The 20,547-nt window shown below is 58.3% G+C and carries 12 protein-coding genes, 1 tRNA gene and 1 pseudogene; 8 read left to right on the plus strand and 6 right to left on the minus strand.

Going from position 1 to position 20,547, the window contains the following annotated elements:
• Nucleotides 1-92 precede the first annotated feature (92 nt).
• Nucleotides 93-1,544 carry a trehalose-6-phosphate synthase gene (locus tag HU230_RS35235; protein ID WP_176534242.1) on the plus strand — a complete coding sequence of 484 codons (1,452 nt, stop codon included), beginning with the start codon at nucleotides 93-95 and terminating at the stop codon, nucleotides 1,542-1,544.
• Between the two features lie 170 nt (nucleotides 1,545-1,714).
• Here HU230_RS35235 and HU230_RS35240 read toward each other — a convergent pair.
• Nucleotides 1,715-2,871 (minus strand): annotated as a pseudogene (locus HU230_RS35240) (IS30 family transposase); the annotation flags it as partial.
• Between the two features lie 457 nt (nucleotides 2,872-3,328).
• On the opposite strand from HU230_RS35240, the gene HU230_RS35245 reads away from it, so the two are divergent.
• Both HU230_RS35245 and HU230_RS35250 read left to right on the plus strand, forming a co-directional pair.
• Nucleotides 3,329-3,418, plus strand: a tRNA-Ser gene (locus HU230_RS35245).
• 608 nt (nucleotides 3,419-4,026) lie between these two features.
• The gene (locus HU230_RS35250) at nucleotides 4,027-5,847 is read left to right on the plus strand and encodes a P-loop NTPase fold protein (RefSeq protein ID WP_176534241.1); all 1,821 of its coding nucleotides are present in this window, start codon (nucleotides 4,027-4,029) and stop codon (nucleotides 5,845-5,847) included.
• On the opposite strand, the gene HU230_RS35255 is transcribed toward HU230_RS35250, so the two are convergent.
• Nucleotides 5,813-7,237 carry a hypothetical protein gene (locus tag HU230_RS35255; protein ID WP_176534240.1) on the minus strand — a complete coding sequence of 475 codons (1,425 nt, stop codon included), beginning with the start codon at nucleotides 7,235-7,237 and terminating at the stop codon, nucleotides 5,813-5,815. The two genes, HU230_RS35250 and HU230_RS35255, sit on opposite strands and share 35 nt — an antisense overlap.
• Nucleotides 7,238-7,302: 65 nt before the next feature.
• On the opposite strand from HU230_RS35255, the gene istA reads away from it, so the two are divergent.
• Together istA and istB are read left to right on the plus strand one after the other, a co-directional pair.
• The gene (gene istA, locus HU230_RS35260) at nucleotides 7,303-8,802 is read left to right on the plus strand and encodes an IS21 family transposase (protein ID WP_166309211.1); all 1,500 of its coding nucleotides are present in this window, start codon (nucleotides 7,303-7,305) and stop codon (nucleotides 8,800-8,802) included.
• Nucleotides 8,802-9,665 carry an IS21-like element helper ATPase IstB gene (gene istB / locus HU230_RS35265; protein WP_166107168.1) on the plus strand — a complete coding sequence of 288 codons (864 nt, stop codon included), beginning with the start codon at nucleotides 8,802-8,804 and terminating at the stop codon, nucleotides 9,663-9,665. The genes istA and istB overlap by 1 nt, the downstream gene beginning before the upstream one ends.
• Here the strand turns inward: istB and tnpA are convergent.
• A complete protein-coding gene (gene tnpA, locus HU230_RS35270) occupies nucleotides 9,612-10,070 on the minus strand; it encodes an IS66-like element accessory protein TnpA (protein WP_420840818.1) in 459 nt (152 codons plus the stop codon). The genes istB and tnpA overlap by 54 nt on opposite strands.
• Nucleotides 10,071-10,189: 119 nt before the next feature.
• On the opposite strand from tnpA, the gene HU230_RS35275 reads away from it, so the two are divergent.
• Entirely contained in the window at nucleotides 10,190-12,577 is a 2,388-nt protein-coding gene (locus HU230_RS35275) for a PAS domain-containing protein (protein ID WP_176534239.1), read from the plus strand.
• Nucleotides 12,574-14,346 carry a CHAT domain-containing protein gene (locus HU230_RS35280; protein ID WP_176534238.1) on the plus strand — a complete coding sequence of 591 codons (1,773 nt, stop codon included), beginning with the start codon at nucleotides 12,574-12,576 and terminating at the stop codon, nucleotides 14,344-14,346. Before HU230_RS35275 ends, HU230_RS35280 begins: the two co-directional genes overlap by 4 nt.
• Before the next feature lie 27 nt (nucleotides 14,347-14,373).
• Here HU230_RS35280 and HU230_RS35285 read toward each other — a convergent pair whose 3' ends face one another.
• From HU230_RS35285 to HU230_RS35295, 3 genes are all read right to left on the minus strand, one after another.
• Nucleotides 14,374-15,480: a ComEC/Rec2 family competence protein gene (locus HU230_RS35285; RefSeq protein ID WP_176534237.1), complete on the minus strand. Its 1,107-nt coding sequence runs from the start codon at nucleotides 15,478-15,480 to the stop codon at nucleotides 14,374-14,376.
• A 9-nt stretch (nucleotides 15,481-15,489) separates the two neighbouring features.
• Entirely contained in the window at nucleotides 15,490-17,814 is a 2,325-nt protein-coding gene (locus HU230_RS35290; RefSeq protein WP_176534236.1) for a S8 family serine peptidase, read from the minus strand.
• 831 nt (nucleotides 17,815-18,645) lie between these two features.
• The gene (locus HU230_RS35295; RefSeq protein ID WP_176534235.1) at nucleotides 18,646-19,425 is read right to left on the minus strand and encodes an IclR family transcriptional regulator; all 780 of its coding nucleotides are present in this window, start codon (nucleotides 19,423-19,425) and stop codon (nucleotides 18,646-18,648) included.
• A gap of 330 nt (nucleotides 19,426-19,755) precedes the next feature.
• Here HU230_RS35295 and HU230_RS35300 point away from each other — a divergent pair, with 330 nt between their 5' ends.
• A complete protein-coding gene (locus HU230_RS35300) occupies nucleotides 19,756-20,547 on the plus strand; it encodes an enoyl-CoA hydratase/isomerase family protein (protein ID WP_176534234.1) in 792 nt (263 codons plus the stop codon).

The raw sequence follows: 20,547 nt of genomic DNA on the forward strand, positions 1-20,547 counted from the left end.
CAGAATTTGGTTTCAATTGGGAGATTCTTTGATCCGGAACCATCTTGATGAATGGTTGTTAATACGCGAGTTGACCAACAGGAGGGGACCGGGTGAACCTCGTCGTCGTATCGAACCGCGTCTCGCGCGGAAAACCCAATGAACCCATGACGGGGGGGCTGGCTGCGGCATTGTTGCCGGTAGTGGAAAAAACAGGGGCAATCTGGGTTGGTTCCAGCGGACGCGTCCGCGACGGGAACTTGAAGGAACCTTTTGCAGAGGTCGAAGCTCTCGGTGCGGGCGCGCTGGCGATGCTCGATCTGCCGGCCGCGCACTATGGCGGCTACTACGAGGGCTTTGCCAACTCGGCGCTGTGGCCCGCGATGCATTCGCGCGCCGATCTGATTCGTGCGTCGCACGAGGACTACGCGAGCTATCGCGAAGTGAATGCGTTCATGGCGCGCGCGCTGCTGCGCTTCCGCAAGCCTGATTCCGTGTTCTGGATCCAGGACTATCATTTTCTCGCGCTCGGCGCCGAGCTGCGCGATCTCGGCGTGACGCAGCCGATCGGCTTCTTCCTGCACACGCCGTGGCCGGCGCGCGCGGTGATCGCGGGTGTGCCCAATCATCGCGAGCTGATCGAGGCGATGCTGTCCTATGATCTGATCGGCTTCCAGACCGATGAGGACTGCGAGAACTTCCTGAGCTACGTGCAGAATGATCTCGATTTTGCAGTGCGCAACGGCGTGATCAATTCGTCGTTCGGCCGCACCCGCGCTGCGGTGTTTCCGATCGGGATCGATCCCGGGAAGTTCGCGCAGCAGGCGACCAAGGCGATGATGCATCCCGACGTGACGCGGCTGCGGCGTAGCCTCAACGGCGAGAAGCTCGCGATCGGCGTCGACCGGCTCGATTATTCCAAGGGTCTCGTCAACCGCATCAAGGCGTTCGACAAGATGTGGACGCTGCATCCGAACCTGAAGCGTTCAGTATCGCTGCTGCAGATCGCAACGCCGTCGCGCGGCGCGATCGAGGCCTACGGCAATCTCGCAAGCGAGGTGGCGAAGCTCGTCACCGACGTGAACGGCGTGCATGGCGAGGTCGACTGGACGCCGATCCGCTACCTCAACAAGGGCTTCGGCCAGGGCGTGCTCGCAGGGCTCTACCGCACCGCGCAGGTCGGCGTGGTGACGCCGCTGCAGGACGGCATGAATCTTGTCGCCAAGGAATACGTCGCGGCCCAGAACCCGGCCGACCCCGGCGTGCTGGTGCTGTCGAAATTCGCCGGTGCGGCGAACGAGCTCGACGCCGCGTTGCTGGTCAATCCGCACGACATCGACGGCATGGCGCGCACCTTGGCGACGGCGCTCGCGATGCCGCTGACCGAGCGGCGGATGCGCTGGGAAGCCATGATGGAGAAGCTCAACAGCGGCACCATCCAGCAATGGTTCGCCGATTTCATCGAGGCGCTGCAGGATACGCACAGTGCGGGAAACGCGGCGCTGCCGGAGCCACCAAGCCTGTGGCCGCGCCGCACGGCGGATCTTGCCGCGCGATATCACTAGTCGCATCGCATAGCAGGATGGGCACGCCTGCTTTGCCCGTCCTCGTGCATCGTTGTCTTCCGATTCACCTGTCAAAACAGCCCCTCGGGGTCATCACCCGCGCATGCGAGTGATCCAGTATTCCAGAGACGCCGAGTCCAATCTGATAGGCCGCGGCGTACTGGGCGGTTTCAACCGGTCGTCGCAACACTTTTGCTCGCACTGAGCAGTTCGTTGAGAGTTTCGGCCGGCGTTTTCCAGCCGAGGGTTTTTCGAGGCCTGGCGTTGAGTGCGAGAGCCACGGCCTCAAGGTCGTCGGCATTATGTATGCCGAGATCGGTGCCTTTTGGGAAGTACCGGCGCAGCAATCCATTGGTGTTCTCGTTGGTGCCGTGTTGCCATGGGCTGTGAGGATCGCAAAAGTAGACCTGCACGCCCGCATCGATCTTCAATCGTGCGTGCTGAGCCAGTTCAGCCCCTTGATCCCATGTCAGCGACCGCCGCAATTGTTCAGGCAAGGTGAAGATCGCGCGGGTAATCGCGTCGCGCACGGCCTCAGCACCATGACCGGCGAGCGCAGATCCTTTCTTCACATGAACTCCTTCCGCCAGGCGCGGCAGATGCAGCAGAATGGTGAAGCGTGTCGTGCGTTCCACCAAGGTGCCGATCGCCGAACTGCCAAGGCCCAGAATGAGATCGCCTTCCCAGTGGCCCGGCACGGCTCGATCGGCTACCTCCGCCGGGCGTTGGCTGATCATGATCTCGGAAGGAATGAAGCTCCTGCCTTTAAGTATGCGCGCTCTCGGCATCCGCAGCGCCCGCCCAGTGCGCAGGCAAGCCGTCAGTTCGCGGCGCAAAGCTCCACGACCTTGCACATAAAGTGCCTGATAGATGGCCTCGTGACTAATGCGCATCGTCTCATCCCCGGGAAAGTCGAGCCGAAGACGGCGAGAAATCTGTTCCGGGTTCCACGCCGTCGCCCAGCGCCGATTCTGTCGATGCACGGCCCCGGCGCCCCTTCCACACGACCTTCGGGCCGGCGAGGGACGCCCCGTCCACGGTAGCGATCATACCGGCAAGCCTGGCCTGCACATAATCTCGCAGAGTAGGATTCTGCGCCAACTTCGCCGGCCTTGGCCGCCGGGCGGATTGATCAGCGTGCCATTGTGCCGCCGTAGCTCGGTATTCTGGAGCGCCGTGGCGGCGCGCCACGTTGCGCTGAAGTTCACGAGAGATCGTGCAGGGAGGGCGACCGAGCTGACGAGCGATGGCTCGTACCCCCCTGGCCCTGTGCACGCAAGATCGCGATCTCCTCTCGTTCGGCGAATGAAAGGTAGCGCCCTGATGGCGGTTTTGACGACCGCGAAGCGCCCCTCGACCGGGTGAGACGGGCAAACCATACACCGAGTTGCATTTCGGATAAAGCGAAATATGAGGATTGACAGGTTTTACTGAGTTGCCCGTCGGGTTGTTTTGTCGCGCCTCGCTCGCCGTCATTCCCCGGCGCATCTCCTGGCGCGAGCCCGAATCCATCAGGCCGCAACACCGTGGTGAGGTGCATTCCGCGCCTGATGTTTCGCGTGCCGCGGCATAACCGGAGGGCGGCCCGATCAGTGCGTCCGGTGATTTGCACCGGTCCCGGACCAGCCTCCGGCCAAAATCGCGCGCCGTTGCAAGCAAGGCCGCTGGACGGGGCTGCGGACGCCGCCAATTTATCCAATATTTTCAATCCATTGGGGAAATTTCGCGGTCCGGCCCCGCGCTCCCTTGCAAAATCCGCCTCAGCCCTTCAAGAGAGGCCTCCCGGAGAGATGGCCGAGTGGCTTAAGGCGCACGCTTGGAAAGCGTGTGTGCGGGAAACCGTACCGTGGGTTCGAATCCCACTCTCTCCGCCACTTTGCCCCGAAATTTCGTACTTCTAACGGAGACAGGCTCGAAAACTCGGCCGTTTTCGTGAAATTTTCTGCCCTGGAGAATGCCGGCCGTACTACAAACGATCGCCGAATGGGGCTGGAGAACGCGTTTTTCTCCGAATCCTAGAACGTCGGGAATCGGTACAGTACGGCATTTCGGCGAAAAACAAGGTCCTCATGGCGGCCGGTTTTGAATCTCTCTCGCTCAACCGATGGCAACGAGTTCTTCCTATTCGAACGACGGGCTCTGAATTGCGGGTTCGATCGGCCCCTGCGTGTAGCACCGCGGTGCGCTTGCGCTGGTTCAAGCGAAGCTGATCAGTCCAAAGGCGCACACGCACTTCCCCTAGGCAAGGCATGTGGCGTTACTGGCAAATGACGTACAATCACGCGCAGAATCAAGGACAAGACCTTCGGTTTGGTCAATCTCCGCCGCCTACATTTCCGAAGGCTGGGCGGGCCGTAGGTTTTTCGTTATAGACAGCATCGCTCCAGGCGATACACCTTCAGCGCGTTGGAGGGTGATGGGCTGCGTTCACTTGTCGCCGCATCGATTACGTTATTCGCACCACTCCAAGAGCGGACAAACCGTGCCAACCGAGAGCAACAAGCAGGTATGGGACTACCTAACCTACTACATCGACCTCGCCCATGCTCCAGGATTTGCGGTGTTGGTTTCGGGGCGATGGGGCGTCGGAAAAACGTATCTTCTGAAAGACTTTCTGAAGGTGACGTTCGATGAAGATGCCGCCAACTATGTCTATGTGAGCCTCTATGGGCTTTCGAGCATCGAGGAGATCGATGACGCGCTGTTTCAGGCCGCATTTCCCGTGATGACCGGAACGGCCGCAAAGGTTGCTGGCCGGATTGCCAAAGCGGGTCTGAAGTTTCTCAAGGTCGAGCCGGGTGACTGGAACATCAAGGAATTCCTGAACAAGTTCAGGGCGAAGGTTTATGTCTTCGATGACCTTGAGCGGTGTGAGGCGCCGATCAACAAGGTGCTCGGATACATCAACCAATTTGTCGAACACGGCGGCGCGAAAGTCATCATTCTTGCGAACGAGCAAGAAATCGGCGCCGACGAGGATTATGCCCGGCGCCGGGAAAAGCTCATTGGAAAGACCCTACAAGTCAGGTCGGTCTTCGACGAAGCGTTTAAGCATTTCGTCTCGAACATTGACCATGCGGGAGCGCGCGGATTCATCGAAGTGGCGGCCAGTGACATCGCGACCATCTATGGCCAGGCCGATCTTGATAACTTGCGTATCTTGCAGCAGACGATGTGGGATTTTGAGCGCTTCTTCGCGGCGCTTTTGCCGGAGCACACGGCTAACAAGGAGGCCGTGACGACGCTTTTGCGGCTCCTTTTTGTGTTGTCCTTTGAATTCAAGGGGGCGCGCGCCTCCGAAGAGGACATCCTCACGGGCCGCGGCATGACGGCGGCGATCATGGACCAGTTTGATAAGGAAGCGCCACGGAGGCCGCTTGCCGTTGCGGGTGAGCGGTATCCGATGGTTGATATCGACGACAACGTGCTCTCCAATGAGCTTCTCGTAGATTACCTTGTCCGAGGCGTCGTTGACGCAGACGCCATTCGCGAGGAGCTGAACGCGAGCCGGTTTTTCGTAAGCGTTGCCAATGAACCGGCCTGGCGCACCGTGTGGCACTGGTATGAGCGTTCGGATGCAGAATTTGACGCCGCTCTCGCTAAGATGGAGACGCAATTCAAGCAGCGTGCCTTCACGATCGACGGCGAGATACTCCACGTTTGTGGCCTTCGGCTTTTCCTTGCCGACAAGGGAATATTGAAACTATCGAAAGCGGACGTCGTTGCGGAATGCAAGCAATACGTTGATGATCTTTATGCAGCGAAGAAATTGGAGACGGGCGCCGCCGACGATCCCCGCGAGATAAGATTTCAGGGATGGGGCGGTCTTGGTATTTGTGAGAGTGACACGGCGGAATACAAAGCGATCTTCAAGCATCTGATTTCAACGATACAGCAGTCGGTCGTGGACAGTTACCCTGATCGGGCAAAACAGCTTCTATCACTCATGATATCCGAGGTAGATGCCTTCTATCGGCAGGTCTCGCTGAGCCATGCGGACGCGAGTAAATACGTTCGTTCTCCCGTCCTTGCCAAAATGCCGGTTGATGATTTCGTAAATGCTTATCTTGCTCTTCACCCCAGCGAACAGCGCGTCGTCATGATGGCGCTCAAAGGTCGTTACGAGTACGGTCGGCTGGATCAGCAGTTGAAAGAGGAAAAGCCGTGGATCGTTGCGGTGCATGCCGCCTTGACTAAGCGCTTGCAGGAGCTGAGCCCCATTTCGCAGCGACGTGTCGGAATGCATCTTGAATGGTACGATGAGATCGTCAAAACGAGCAAAGAACTAGCGACGCCCGCTTAGCGACCCTTGGACGGAGTGGTCTGCTGCCCGCCGTAGACATGCCGTCAGCGAGCCTTAGGAGACGAGGCTGTGGACCGAAGTTTCTGCGCCACCGGGGCGCGCACGGCAATGGGGGTGCTCCTGATGCAGGCCAGCAGACCGGCTGAAAAACGCAGGCCTTGCAGCACAGATAGGTTTCAAACGCTTCAATAAGGCATTTTTCTGCGCGTAAATCGTGTATGTCGATATGGGCGCAGTGGTGAGTTGATCCCGATACAAAATAGGACTTAGGGTCGACACTGGAATTCAAGACCGCCGGCGCGAGGACTTGCTTACCCGTGGCATGGCATGTCATCCAATCATGTCCGGGGCAGTGTGGAAACTCAGAGTCGGCCAAAATAAAGTGCGTATGCTCGCCGGTGACGATCACGAATTCGCCTGGGCGCTCGTCAACCGTCTTTACATATGAGGGTCTGTCCGGTGCGTCTTTTGGCGCAAGTGAGCTAAGCGATCCACGAATGACGATCGGAGGGAAGCCTCGAAATGCCGACAGCGGCGAAACGCTTCGCTGCTGTCCCAGGCACGACAGGATGTCGTCGCGCAGCCGTTCGCTGCACGATTGCACTTCGTCGCGATGCTCGGGCAACTCCCCCACTTTGGTTGGTACAACGCTATGACCGAGGCTCCCTTCAGCGAACACCAAGAGCTTCGCATCGGACCGTTCGATTACGAAGGCGGGATAGAGCAGGATGCGGGGGAACGTATCCAACAACGTTGGAGAACCCGACGACTCCCAACGAACCAAGAGGGCGTGAAACATGTGCCGGATTGTCTTGGCCGGAGCATAGGTCGTGATCTGAGACGGTCGCAGCGGAAAAGGTATGTGGTCCGAAAGCTGAGAATGAGAGAGCTGGCCGTAGATCTGATCCGACTGCGCGACGTAGTTGTCGATTTCGAAGACGAGAATATTGCGGGAATTAACGTCGGCGGCGGTGATGAAGGCGTCGGCCGGGTCGGTGAAGATAACGAGCCACTGGCCTGACGATATGGCGACCTTGCCGACGAGCGCGCCACTTTGTTTCTTTAAGGTCTGGACGTAGTCGACGAGCTTCTGCAGCCATTCGGTCCACTCGGCCAGGATCGGCGCGTTCTCCGGGCGTTTGGCTTTTATGCAGCCAAGGGATTTTGCGATGAGTTGTTCGGCCGGCACCCCGCCGTCGCGGGCATTCTTGGCGCGCGGGGGCGGCTTTTCCCAAGCTTTAGCCTCAAACAACAGATGCGGTGTGCGCTGCTCGAGATGAACGCCGAGATAGTCAAGGAACAGCGTATTCTCGGCTTGAAGACGCGCTTCTTCGGCGATTGCGTGTGTTTCGGCATGGAATAAGGACCCCCGTTTCGGGGTGATCGGCATCCAATCGGGACCCCGGGATAAGGGTCCACAGTGGCTTCCATCGAGTCATGGAAGCCGAGGTTGGGATGCTGGTGGTGGAGACGATTGGTAAGATCCGTCGCGCCTACTTTGTTGATGGTCGTCCGATCAAGGCGATCTGCCGAGAACTTGGCGTATCGCGGAAGGTGGTTCGCAAGGTCATTCGTTCTCAAGCGACGGAGTTCCGGTACGAGCGCGAGACGCAGCCGCTCCCGAAGATGGGTGCCTGGAGTGCCGAGCTTGATCGGTTGCTGGCAGGGAATGAGAGCAAGGCGGCGCGGGAACGGCTGACGCTGATCCGGCTATTCGAGGAACTCCGCGGCCTGGGTTATGCCGGCGGCTATGATGCGGTTCGTCGATACGCCCGACGGTGGACCAAGGAACGCGGCACCTCGACAGCGTCGGCTTATGTGCCGCTGAGCTTTGCACCAGGCGAAGCCTACCAGTTCGACTGGAGCCACGAGGTGGTCCTGCTGAGCGGCACCACGGTGATGGTGAAGGCTGCTCATGTTCGGCTCTGTCACAGTCGCATGCTGTTCGTGCGGGCCTATCCGCGGGAGACGCAGGAGATGGTGTTCGACGCCCACGACCGGGCATTCGCCCTGTTCAAAGGCACCTGCACCCGCGGCATCTACGACAACATGAAGACCGCGGTGGAGACGATCTTTGTCGGTAAAGGCCGTCTCTACAATCGCCGCTTCCTGCAGATGTGCAGCCACTATCTGGTCGATCCGGTCGCCTGTACGCCAGCGTCGGGCTGGGAGAAGGGGCAGGTCGAGAACCAGGTCGGGCTGGTCCGGGAGCGCTTCTTCACGCCGCGGCTGCGGTTCAAAAACCTCGACGAGTTAAACGCCTGGCTGCTCGACAAGTGCATCGCCTACGCCAAGGCTCATCGCCATCCGGAGCTGGTCGATCAGACGATCTGGGACGTGTTCGAAGCCGAACGCCCCAAACTCGTTCCCTATGCCGGCCGCTTCGACGGCTTCCATGCGGTGACAGCATCGGTCTCGAAGACCTGCCTGGTGCGCTTCGACAACAACAAGTACTCGGTCGCAGCCAGTGCAGTCGGACGACCGGTCGAGGTTCAAGCCTATGCCGATCGCATCGTGATCCGTCAGGATGGACGTATCGTTGCCGAGCACCCGCGATCCTTTGGCCGCGGCGATACCGTCTACGACCCCTGGCATTATGTGCCGGTGCTCGCCCGCAAACCCGGCGCCTTGCGCAACGGTGCTCCCTTCAAAGACTGGGTGCTGCCGGCCGCGATCGAGCGGATCCGGCGCAAGCTGGCCAGCACCGACGATGGCAATCGGCAGATGGTCGACATCCTCACCGCGGTGCTGACTGACGGTCTGTCCGCGGTGGAAGCGGCTTGTGCCGAAGCGCTCAGTCACAGCGTCCATTCCGCCGATGTCGTTCTCAATATCCTGGCCCGTCAACGTGAACCCGCCCCACCGGCCAACATCATGACGCCGGCCGCACTGACGCTCCGTCATGCACCGATCGCCGATTGTGCCCGCTACGACAACCTCCGGAGGACCATCTGATGGAACGAACCCAAATCTTCGACCTCATGGGCGAACTTAAGCTCTACGGCATGAAGGCTGCCTTCGACGAGATCATGGCAACTGCCGTCAAGCGCCAGCACGAGCCTCAACGCATTGTCGGCGACCTGCTCAACGCCGAGATCAACGAGAAGCAAGCCAGGTCGATCAAATACCAGCTCACCATTGCCAAGCTGCCGCTCGCCAAGGACATCGCCGACTTCCAGTTCGACGGCACGCCGATCAATCAGACTCTCGTCAATGATCTCGCTGGCGGCGGCTTCATCGCCCAACAACGCAACGTCGTGCTGGTTGGCGGCACCGGTACAGGCAAAACCCACCTGGCCATTGCCATCGCCAGAAGTTGCATCCGCGATGGCGCCAGAGGACGCTTCTACAACGTAGTCGACCTCGTCAACCGGCTCGAGACCGAGACCCGCAACGGTCGGCAGGGACGGCTCGCCGAGCATCTGACCCGCATGGACTTCATCGTTCTCGACGAGCTGGGCTATCTGCCGTTCGCGCAATCCGGCGGTCAGCTCCTGTTCCATCTCATCAGCCGGCTCTACGAGCGCACCTCCATCATTGTCACCACCAATCTTGCGTTCGGCGAATGGCCCAGTGTGTTCGGTGATGCCAAAATGACCACCGCGCTACTCGACCGATTGACCCATCACTGCGACATCGTCGAGACCGGCAACGACAGCTGGCGATTCAAAAGCCGCGACGATGTTCAAACAACCCGCGCTCGCGCCGTCTCCGCAACCCCGACCAGCTCCGACGACCCGAGCGCTACCAGCAGAGCACGCCGATCAAAGGGGTCCCTTTTGGATGCCGATAGGGGGTCCCAGTCGAACGCCGATTGACACTTTGGCCGGAGAACAAAAAGCTGGAGTCCCTTTGGGTTCCGAACCACGCACTTCATCGTAAGCCGGCAAATCAACCGTCGCCACGCTGTCTTTTCGCGACAGGTCCCGCTCGGACTTCCCCTCAAGCTGAACCGGGATGAACGCCGGGCGTGAGGACGGCGGCAGCGACCTGGTCGCGCTGTGCTTCTTGATCCACTTCCGAAGGAGGTTCGCGTTGACCCCATGTTCGAGTGCAAGCCTCGATACCGAAACCCCAGGCTCAAGGCAGGCCGCGACAAGACGCTCTTTCGATGCCGCCTCGTAGCGCCGGCGACCGTTCCGGCCGACAAGCCTGACCCGCAGTTTCTGATCATCGTCGCTCATCACAAGGTGTCCACCTATTTTGGTGGACACCTCATGCATCAGGACTCTCAAAAGCAAAAGGTGCGGAGAAATTCGCGCTTACAGCTGAAGTGCGGCGGGCCATTGCTGAACGACCGCGTCAGCTTTACGATCTTGACCTCGAAGTGTCGAGTGGAGCAGTGCCGGTCCTGGCCGAATTTGGCGAAGTCGAGAGCGGTGCCAAGGGCAGCGGCTATGCTCTTTTGGTAGACATGTCCAATATCGTGGATGCGGAGCACAAAGCTCTTGAGGCCGCTCCCTTTGGAATGCTTAAGCTCGACGCACATTTGCGCATTCTCTTCGCCACGCAAAAGGCGGTGAACCTTCTTGGGTTGACGCGCGAGGAACTGATTGGCCGAAGCGCTCGCGAATTCCTTGCCGACAAGAAAAGCCGAGAAACAGTCCGACGGCAGAGTGTCCAGCGTCAACGTGGTGTTGGCGGCGATTTCAACATCAATATCAGAACGCGAACTGATCAGGTAATTGAGCTTCGCGTAACGAGCACACCCAGCTTTGATCAGAGTGGTGCATTTTCTGGATCAATCTTGCAAGTCCAGCCGATCGGGTTCGATCTCGCTAGGAAGCAACTTGGCACGCTGATCGCGACCGTCTCGGACCACAATGACATCTACGACGGGATCCTAAAGGTCCTGAGAAACTTTATCGAGTTCGATTGGGCGAATCTGTTCATTTATTCGCCGAAGCGCGACTATTCGCGCATCATCCTGACACGTGGCGAACCGATCGATTTCGTCTCGCGTTGGTTCACAACGCCGAACGGTTATGTCGACTGGCTCAAACAGCCAGTCACCTGGATGGACGACTTGGAGGAGCAGATGTCGACGACCGCGCCCGAGTATCTTGAGCGCGTTGATACCCAAGCAGCCATCAGGGCAGGAATGAAGGCATTGGTCTGCCTGCCTATTCGGTCGGGTAAGCGAATCATTGGGGGCTTCTGCTTGGCGTCGAAGAGCAAGCAGACCTACAACGCCGCTTCGCGGGGTATTTTGGAGGACCTCAATCTCGAACAAGCGCTACTGCCTTTGTTCGGCATCGTTGAAGGTCTGGAACGTGAATTTGTCAGCGAGCTAGTCCAGGATATCGCCCGTCTAGAAGACATGCAACTCGTTGCTGAGCGCGTGGTGCGAGGCCTAGCAGAGTTCTACAAGTATGAGAATGTATCGATCTTCAAAATCAACGCGTTGCGCGGGCAAATCCAGCTATTGGCGCAAGCGGTCGGAAAGCACGGTGGCACGCCGATGCCGAGCGGGCACTCGCAATCGGTGGATGAGGGCGTTCTCGGCCTTTGCCTTCGTCGTAGAAATTGCGTGATCCTGAAGGACAAAGACGACGGGAGCAAAGAAGCGCAGGCCTTTCTCCAAGTAGCAAAGGAAACGCGGTCCGAATTGTGCATCCCGATAAGGTTATTCGGTCGTATCTTATGGATTTTGAATTTTGAAGATGGCCTAGCTGACACGTTCTCGCCAGTCGAGATCGGTAAGCTTCAGAGCCTCATCCAGCAAATGCAAGCGACCCTAGAGCGGGTCTTCCAAGGCCTCATTCTCGTCAAGCTCCTCGACGTATGCCCGGCGGCGATAATCGTCACCGATCAGAAGTTTCGTATTGTTCGTTCGAATCGGCTAGCGCAGCTCCTAATGCAGAAGGCTTCTCCCTCTCTTGATGATAATCTCCAGGAGTTCCTCGATGTGTCGCCCGCGGCGCTCACCGGTGAGCCGGTCGCGGTGAAGCTCTTTGGCAAGCAGGGCAGGAAGACTGAGGTCTTCGCCTCGAAGCATACGTTGGAGGAAGAGTACGATCACGCAGTTTTCATGCTGCAGAATATCGCGGACATGGAGTGGACAGCCAAGGTCGAAACGTTGCGAGCCGCGTTGGCCGAGACGACCGCACAGGTACGTGTACCAGTATCGCTCGTTTCAAGCTACGTTCACCTGATCGACCAGGAAGCGCGTGATGACCGATTGCGCGATTTGGCTAAGAAGGCGGCGCGCCAGCTCGGACGCATCGAATTGACCTACGATCGCGTGCTCGCGGCGTATGAGACGCAAGCTCTCCCCGCGAAGCGGGCTGTAACGGTCGATATAAAGGAAGCATTGCGGTTCATCCTCGACGAACTGCCGAAGCGAGAGTATGACGCGGTCAGTGTGATGCACGGCTCGTCCTCCTTGTCCGTCTTCGCTGACCCCTATCGCGTGTTTTTCGCGCTGAGTTCTATGCTGTCTTATCTGCTGCGCTCTCGAGCCGGCACGGAGCCCATCGAAATATCGACGGCAACCCGAGGTGGTGTAGTCACGATCTCGATGGCCGCCGTGGTACCCAAAGCGATCGAGACGCACGAACTGGCGGCGGTGATCGAGGCAACCCGAGCTGAGATTGCGCTCGGAGAGAACCTCTTGGACCGGATCGCCAGGGAGATGAGTGGTGATTTCAAGCTTCAGCGCGAGAAGAAGGGGCGCGAGCGTCTAACCTTGCGGCTCAAGGCGCCGGCTGTGATGAGGAGACGATCATGAATATCGTTGTCGCGAGCGGCGATGCCGGTCAATTGGAACTGCTGGAAAGCGGCGCGACGCTGGTCGGTCAGCAGATGCGACCGCGGGTCCCGGTAACTATACGGTCCGTGGCGTCAATGCAGGATGCCCGAAAAAGGATCGATCGGGAGACCGCGTTGCTCGTCATTGCATCTTCCTGGACCGGTACTGTCGAAACGGATCCTGGGCTCGACCTGATCAAGTCACTCGCGTCAAAGCCGTCGTCGCCCGCCTGTATCTTGGTTGGCCGCCTCGAGCTTCTGCTGTCGGTTCAGCCGATCAAGCGATGCGAACTTCTCGTCGTCGACTGTACGACAGATTACGTTCGGCAGTGCGTTATTCTCGCGCGACGGCTCGACGTCATTCAGGACGAGTCCCGCGAAGTGCGCTTCGAGGATGATGCATTTCGAACAACGCACAGCGCGATCGCTGAGACCTCGGGACCAAGGAAGGAGCCTAGCTTTGCGATATTGGAAGTCGATTTGCGACGCGACATCATTTACAGCCGGGTGCATCTCAACATTCACAAGCCGACCGGCGTACTTCGTCGAGAGCCTGAGCCTCTGGTGCTGAAGGAAGATGAACTCGTCGAATTCATAAGGGATAGCAAGAACCTCAAAAAGAACTTGGCCAAATGGCACCAGAATGCCAGCAGAAGGGGGCACTACACAAAATGGCATGCCGAATATCGTCAGCTCGGCGAGCGCGTGAGTCGGATGCTTTGGGGTAGCAGGGCGTTCAACAGATACTATGATTTTGCTCAGGAAGCGACGCGCGACAAGGATGTTGCGCCGCAGGGGCACGTCAGATTGCGCTTCAACCTGGAACAGCCGTGGTTTGACGGTCTTTGGGAGGCGATCGCCGACGAGCAGGACGGCCGACACTTGATACTCGATAATACCGTCGCACGTAGATATCTGTTGCCAAATAAGATCGACGCCTTTGGCAGTCGCGACGGACAGATTGAGACGGACGACGGCAATCTCAACGTACTTGTTCTGCGATCGCACGTGCCGGCGGGTTCCGTGCCGGACGGACCGAATGATGGGCTGTGGAGAAAGTATTGGAAGAGCTATAATGGGGTCTTGCCCGCGCTTCCTCATCTGGACCAGGAAGTTGACGAGATCCGGAAACTTGAAAAGTCGAAGCAGAAAAACGAGAGCAGAGCGACAATCAAGATCAATGTTACGGTACTCCCCAAAAAGGACGCTGCGGCGGGCGAGGCCTGGTCGTTGGTGGATGAACTCAAGGAGCATCTGACGAATGGAAGTAGACGCTATGATGTGGTCCATTTTGCCGGACACGCCCTGTTTGCCGATGGTATCGATGGAGACGAAAGGGGTTATCTAATCTTTTCAGGCTTCCCGAACCCACGAGCAGTACCGATCGCAGCCGTCGCTCCGTTGCTCAAGGAAGCGAATGTCCAACTTGTCTATCTCAGCTGCTGCCGCAGTAGCGCATCTGCTGCAGCTCTAGAATTCTCGCGCAACGATATCCCGATGACGATCGGATTTCATTGGGACCTTGATGACAGCAAGGCCCCCGTATTTGCGAAGGAATTCTACAGGGAATTGCTGGAGAATGACCTCAGAGTGTGCCGTGCCACGAGCAAGGCGCGAAAGTCGCTGTTTGTTGAGCACGACAAGGGGGATCCGATTTGGGCATCGCCCGTTCTGATTGCGCAGCCCATGGATTGGCTGCAGGTCGAGGGTGTACTTAAGCTTTCGGCCCATCGTTCCCAGGTAGCCTGAAGAAAGCGACGCGGCTCGCAGCAAACGTCAGTCCGCCAGCGTAACGACATGCTCATGCATTCCCGGCTTCAGGATTGTGAGCGTATAGCCGGATGTTGTGGGATCGAACTTGTCGACAAGCAGTCGTGTGCTCTTGGTTTCGTTGGTGACCACCAGAGTGATCGGCTCTTGGCGGTCTCTTGCAGCCGACACGATCCACTGTAGCGTTTCGAGGTCCGGATTGTCGTACTTTCCGTTGGCCGAAATCACATAGGTATCCGCGGTAATTGCGCGGAAAAACTTCTCGTCCACGTTGCGGCTGCTTCCATGATGTTGGACTTTCAGTACGTTGACGTGAATTGTGCCCTTCTGCGCGAGGCCGGCTTTAGTTAGGCCCGCTAAAATATGATCACCACGCGCGTCGCCAGTAAGCAAAACCGTTTTTTTGTTGCACGTCGCCAGGAGGACGACGCTGCTAAGATTTGGAACACTGCGGTCCATCATGGCGGCGGTGCTTGGCTGCGTCGCTACTCGCCGCGAGGTCTCCGCAAGCCATTCCAACCATTTCTTACGAAGTGCCCTAAGGTTGGCTTGACTGGGCCCCGCGATCCTCAAGCTTAGCGGTCCGAAGAGGATGGGCTCCAACGCGGTGTCGACCATGATGAGGTCGTTCTTGAAGCCCCTGTTCCGCTCGATCTTGAGTTTTTGCGCGGCCAGTCGCAGGCGGTTGCCCTCGCGGACTCCAAGAAAGGCGTCTGTGGCGAGTGGCATCGCGAAGTTCGCGGCGCTGGCCATGCTCATGATTGCCTGCAATTGTTGCGTGATCGCGCCGTCTGGATCGAGTGTCTTTTCAAACGAATTGTGCCAAAGTTGGTCGATCCGAAGACGCGCTTGACGGTCACTAACCTGATCGTATTCGAGATCAGCCAGCAAATCCAGAACGCCCACAATGTGATCATTGTCGATATGGCTCATTACAAGCAGATCGAGCTTGCCGCCGATGCCAACAATGTGCTCGAGCGCGGCGCGCAAGTCGGCTTCGTAATTGCCCGGCGGTCCTCCGTCGATCAGGATATAGCGAGGTTTGCCGGCGCTGCCAAACTCAAGAAGGAGGCTATCACCGAATTGCGCTTGAATGACATGGAGTTTGAACATGTACGAGGCTCAAGGAACAGGCGACAACGAGGATTGGAGATCGCCTGTTACGACTAGTGCAAAGGCCTGCGGCGGCTGCAGCAGGTTGGTTGCCGTAACGACGATCGTGAAGGTCCCAGGGCTAACCTTGTCCACTCGGATGATTTGAACGTTGTTGTTCGGATCGGCGATCATGCCGGAAATCTTGAGGGTGGCTGCAGCATTGCTGTTGCCGCTGAACTTCTTACCGTTCTCGTCATCCAGCAACAAGAACAACTGGTTCTGTAAACCGCGCAGAGGGACATCAGTCCACGCGAGGCAGGCCCGAAGGGGCAGCTTGTCGCCAGCCTTGATCTGCCAACGGAACCGTTGCCCGGTCTTTCCGAAAATTTGTGGTGTCTTCCAACTATCAACATAGACGAGCTTGAGATCCGGCGACAACGGACTTGGAATGCTATTCGCCATGTCGACTCTGCCAAAGCCCTGGTGGAAATTTGGCTCACCGTTCAGTGCCGCAACGGCGTCATAGCCGGCCAGCCGCTTCGTGCCGTTTATCAGCGTCGCCTTTAGCAGCGCTGCGCTGGGTGTGGCCCAGCCGGCTTGCTTGATAAAATATTCACGAAGGAGTGCCGCGCAGCCGGCGACGTATGGGGCGGCCATGCTAGTGCCGCCCATGTATGCGTACTTGGAATTATTCGGGTACGGACCCCAGAACTTATACAACGGAGCTGTGCTCGAACGTGCTGCCGCGATATCGGTACCGGGAGCCACCACGTCTGGCTTGATCCGCTGATCGTCCGATGGACCCCGGCTGCTGAAGGCCGCTAAGCAATCTGGATTGCCCGAAACGAAGTCGTCAGCGGTCGGCGCATTCGGGTATCGATCGTTCCAGGCTTGACCGAACGTTAGCTTCGCATACCCCCCTTCCGAGCGGCAGCTTCGGCTCGCTCCGACCGTCAGGCCGTTCTTTGCCGTGGCGGGTGCTGCAACACTGGGCCAATCCACGAAGCCGGCCTTTGAATTGGTTTTTGTACCACGAACGCGTGGCGTTGAGAGCCCGTCGTTGCCCGCAGCGATAACGATCAGCATATCAGGGTGAGCGGCAGCAAAACGGTCGACGTCGAGTGACGTTGCCGAATAGCGGGCGTAACCGAACGCTCCCCAGCTGTTGTTGTGTACGCGTACGCCGGCCTGATAGGCCTCATCAAAGAGCTGGCCTAGATCCAACGGTAGGCCGCCTAGGCCTCCGTTCTCATCAAGGATGGACTGAAAGAACAGCTTGGCCTTTGGAGCTGCCCCCTTCACCTCGCCGTTCGAATTTCGGCCATCGCCCAGCGCACAGCCGGCCACATGCGTGCCGTGGCCTTCCGGATCGCTGGTGTCCGCTGGTGGCCCGATCCGGCCTTTCGCGACAATTTGAACAATTCGGCCCTCGAAGTCCGGGTGGCGTTCGTCCAATCCCGTATCGGCGATACCGATGATTTGGCCTTCGCCCTCAAAGCCGAGCGATTGACCCTTGTCCTCAAGACGCAGAATGCCGCGTGCCAGACTGTCAAGTGGCCGTGCGGGGAAGATCTCTTCGATGCTCGCCACTTCTGGAAGTTTAGCGAGTTCGGCGACTTCCGATCCGCCCTGAGAAAGAGCAACGCCAATCACATCGCCTTTCTCCCAAAGCGGGCTCACGTTGATCCGGCGTAGCCAGACTACCACAGTAGCGATGTCCTCCGCGCGATGGAGTCGGACAGCGTGGACGACGGTGAAATTTACGCCGTTTGCGGCTGTGCTACGGCTCACACCGACAGACTTATTGTTAGTTGCCGATAGCGTGTCCTCCTCGGAATAGAGGCGGATCGAATCGACAAATGGTTGGCTGGCAAGCTTTTCCACCTCGTCCTTCGCAAGGCGGGCGGTGTACTTGTTGTTGCTGAGACGTTCGAGCAAGGATACCCCCGTGTCCCTGAGGGCGTCACGTCGCATTTCGGTCAGGGGTCCATTGAGACGCACAACGTAAAATTGTGGAGACTGCGTGATGACGGATCGGATTTTGGCAGCCAGACTTTTATCGACACTGGACGTCCCGAGCGGCCTTGTTCCCTGTTTTCGTGCTAACAATGAGGCCGAACGCACTGAGCGGGATGGCGGCAGTTTAGGATCATCTGTCTGCTCCAGCATTTCGATCGGCGTGATTACCAATCCGTCGTTCATCAGTTCGGGTATCTTCGCTTCCTCGACTATTCCAATCAGATAGCCGTCAGTCCATTCGATGTTGGCGATCGTCCCTACACTAGCAGCCTGCGCTGCGGCCGCGCGCTCTCGCTCGTGCATGAAGAAAGCTTTTACGCGGAATTTTGTCACGTTGCTCTCCCTTGTCTTTCTGCGGCAAAGTGGCGGCGCAGAACGGAAAGAACGACTAAAAAGCTGATCAGCAACTTCGATGTGCGGGATCGAGCCCGCCTAAAGACTTATCGTTAGCTCAAAACGGCGATCAAACCCGAGCGAGGATAGAGCACCTTTGTCAATATCACAATCAAAAATTGTAATATTGTAGCATGGCAAGTCAAAAACGGTTCCATTCTGTGAGCGCGATAGCGGGTTATGTTGTAAACACAATATTGAAGTGTGCTCTTTCCTTCTGAACGTAATGGGCAGCGCTCGGCCAGCCTTGAGCAACTGATTGATCTTGAGAGGAGAGCGTCAATGACATCGACTGCTCCCAAGTTTCGGGCCGGAAAGTAGGTTCGCCCAAGTTTGCGAGCGGCCAATCGTCGCAGCAAAATTCAACGGATATCCAAATTGAATTCTAGGAGATGGCCGCCGAAGTCCACAGGACGGGAAGAGCAGTTCTACGACTTCCAGAGGCTTTAGGGTCGAGCGACTAACCCTCAGGTGGGCGGGTTCGGGCCAGTTTGCATGGCCTACGTAATACGGAGAGCCCTGGAGATCGGGAATTCTCCCCTAGCGAGAAGATCTGAGCTGCAGCAGACGAGCAATTCTTTTTCTAGATTCTCTCCCTCCGCCATTTGCAAGATTTTGTACGCCAAACTACGATTTCGAACTATTTCGCGCGCAGCGCGCTGTTAGGCCCTCGATCCTTGCGCGGGCCCATTTGTCCAGGAGTTAATAATCGCACCGCTACGTCGGCCCGGCCTTAGATCGTAGCCGTGCCGTCCAGTCTTGCTTCAGGCGTTATCTCGATACAGAGAGTGTTTCCTCGCATCGTGCGGCGAATACCATGAGGTACTCGCCGATCTCTCTGCCAAGGGCTTCGGTGGGTTCGATGTCTTGCAGGCTCATGTTGAGCGCGTAAATCGGCAGACCGTCGAGGACGATCGGAGTGGCGACGGCGAGTACGCCGGGCTGCCAGGAGACCGCACAGTAGCCGTCGCGCCTGACGGAGCGGATTGATTTCTGCACCTCGGCGATCAGCGCCTTGGTGGCGGCGGCATTACGTCGCCGGAATTGCACGAGCAGCGTGTCGCGGGCCGCGTCCGGGATCCCCGCGAGATAGGCGCGCCCAAGCGAGGTCAATTCCATCGGTACCTGTTGACCGGCCACAATGCTGCGCAGCGTCGGGCGCGGGCTGTAGCGAATGGATTCCAGGTAGACCATCATTGTACGATCCGCCGTTGCGAGACCGACGTTCAGCCGGCGCCGCGTGGATTCAGCCCGCATCAGCGGGCTGAGCACCTTGAGCACCGGCGATCCCATGCGGACGGCGTGGCCGAGGCTGAGTACGGCGGCGGCAAGCCGATAGTTTCGCTCGGTCCGGACTTCGTCGAGCATGCCGAACTCGACCAAGGTCTTGGTCAGTCGGCTGACGGTAGAGCGAGCCAGGCCGGTGCGCTCGGCGATCTCGCCGTTGCCGAGCGTATCGACGCCGGGCCGGAAGGCACGCAGGATCTCGATGCCCCGCTCCAGCGACCGGTTTCCATTTGCGCCACCAGAATATTGCCGCGCTGAAGCCATGCCGCGCTCCGTCCGACCCATTCCACTAAATGGAAATGGAGGATATCCGCTTTTATGACAACTCAGTATACAAGCAAGCAATAAAACAAAGCGCAAAGCATCTCGGGAGCATGAAACGCAATGTCTAACATTCCTATTGGGTAATAGTCCGGCGTGGTCCGGTTCGTCGACTTGGACGCGACGGGCGCCGGCTTGAAATCGATACATCGTTGGTCCCTCGGCGCAGGCGCGCCGAGATGTCCGGGTCGGCATCCGCCGGCGCGGCCGGAGTGATGCGTCTTCCGCGATGAAAATCTGCGCAAGTGCCAAACCACAATCGAAGGTATGCACATGACCTATAAGCTGATCGAGTTCTCAGTCGATGCCGGCGTCGCCACCATCGCCCTCAACAGGCCCGACCGTCGAAATGCCATGAGCGACGACATGCGCTCGGAATTTGTGGACGCGCTCCAGGCGGTCACGGGCGACAAGTCGATCCGGGCGCTGGTTTTGACGGGGCGCGGCAGTGCGTTCTGCGCGGGCGGCGATATCAGCGGCATGAAGCGGCGCCTGGAAGCTCCGCAAGGCGAAGTCGCATTCAACGGCTGGAGCAGGCAGCAGGGCGTGCATCGGGTTCAATCCATGCTGCTCAACCTGCCTAAGCCGACCATCGCCGCGGTGAACGGTGCCGCGGCCGGTCTCGGCGCCGATACCGCGCTCGCTTGCGATTTTCTGATTGGCTCGGAGCGTTCGAAATTCAGCTGGTCCTACATCAAGCGCGGACTGATTTCCGATGGTGGCGGCTCCTACTATCTTCCACGACGTGTCGGACTTCCCAAGGCAAAGGAGCTGATCCTCACCGGGCGTATGGTCGAGGCCGACGAGGCTCTCGCGCTCGGCATTCTCGATCGCAAGGTGACCTCCGGCGAGCTTCTTTCGGCCGCGCAGGCATGGGCCGTCGAACTCGCGCAGGGATCACCGACCGCGCTCGCACTGGGTAAGAAAATCCTGAACCAGACCTTCGAGCATTCGGCACACGAGATCTTTGATCTTGGCAGTCAGGCGCAAGCCATCTGCTACACCAGCGCCGAGCACCGCGAAGCGGTGATGGCGTTCCTCGCAAAGTCGTCCTCGAAGGAGTGA

The sequence above is a fragment of the Bradyrhizobium quebecense genome (genome assembly GCF_013373795.3).
Taxonomy (GTDB): domain Bacteria; phylum Pseudomonadota; class Alphaproteobacteria; order Rhizobiales; family Xanthobacteraceae; genus Bradyrhizobium; species Bradyrhizobium quebecense.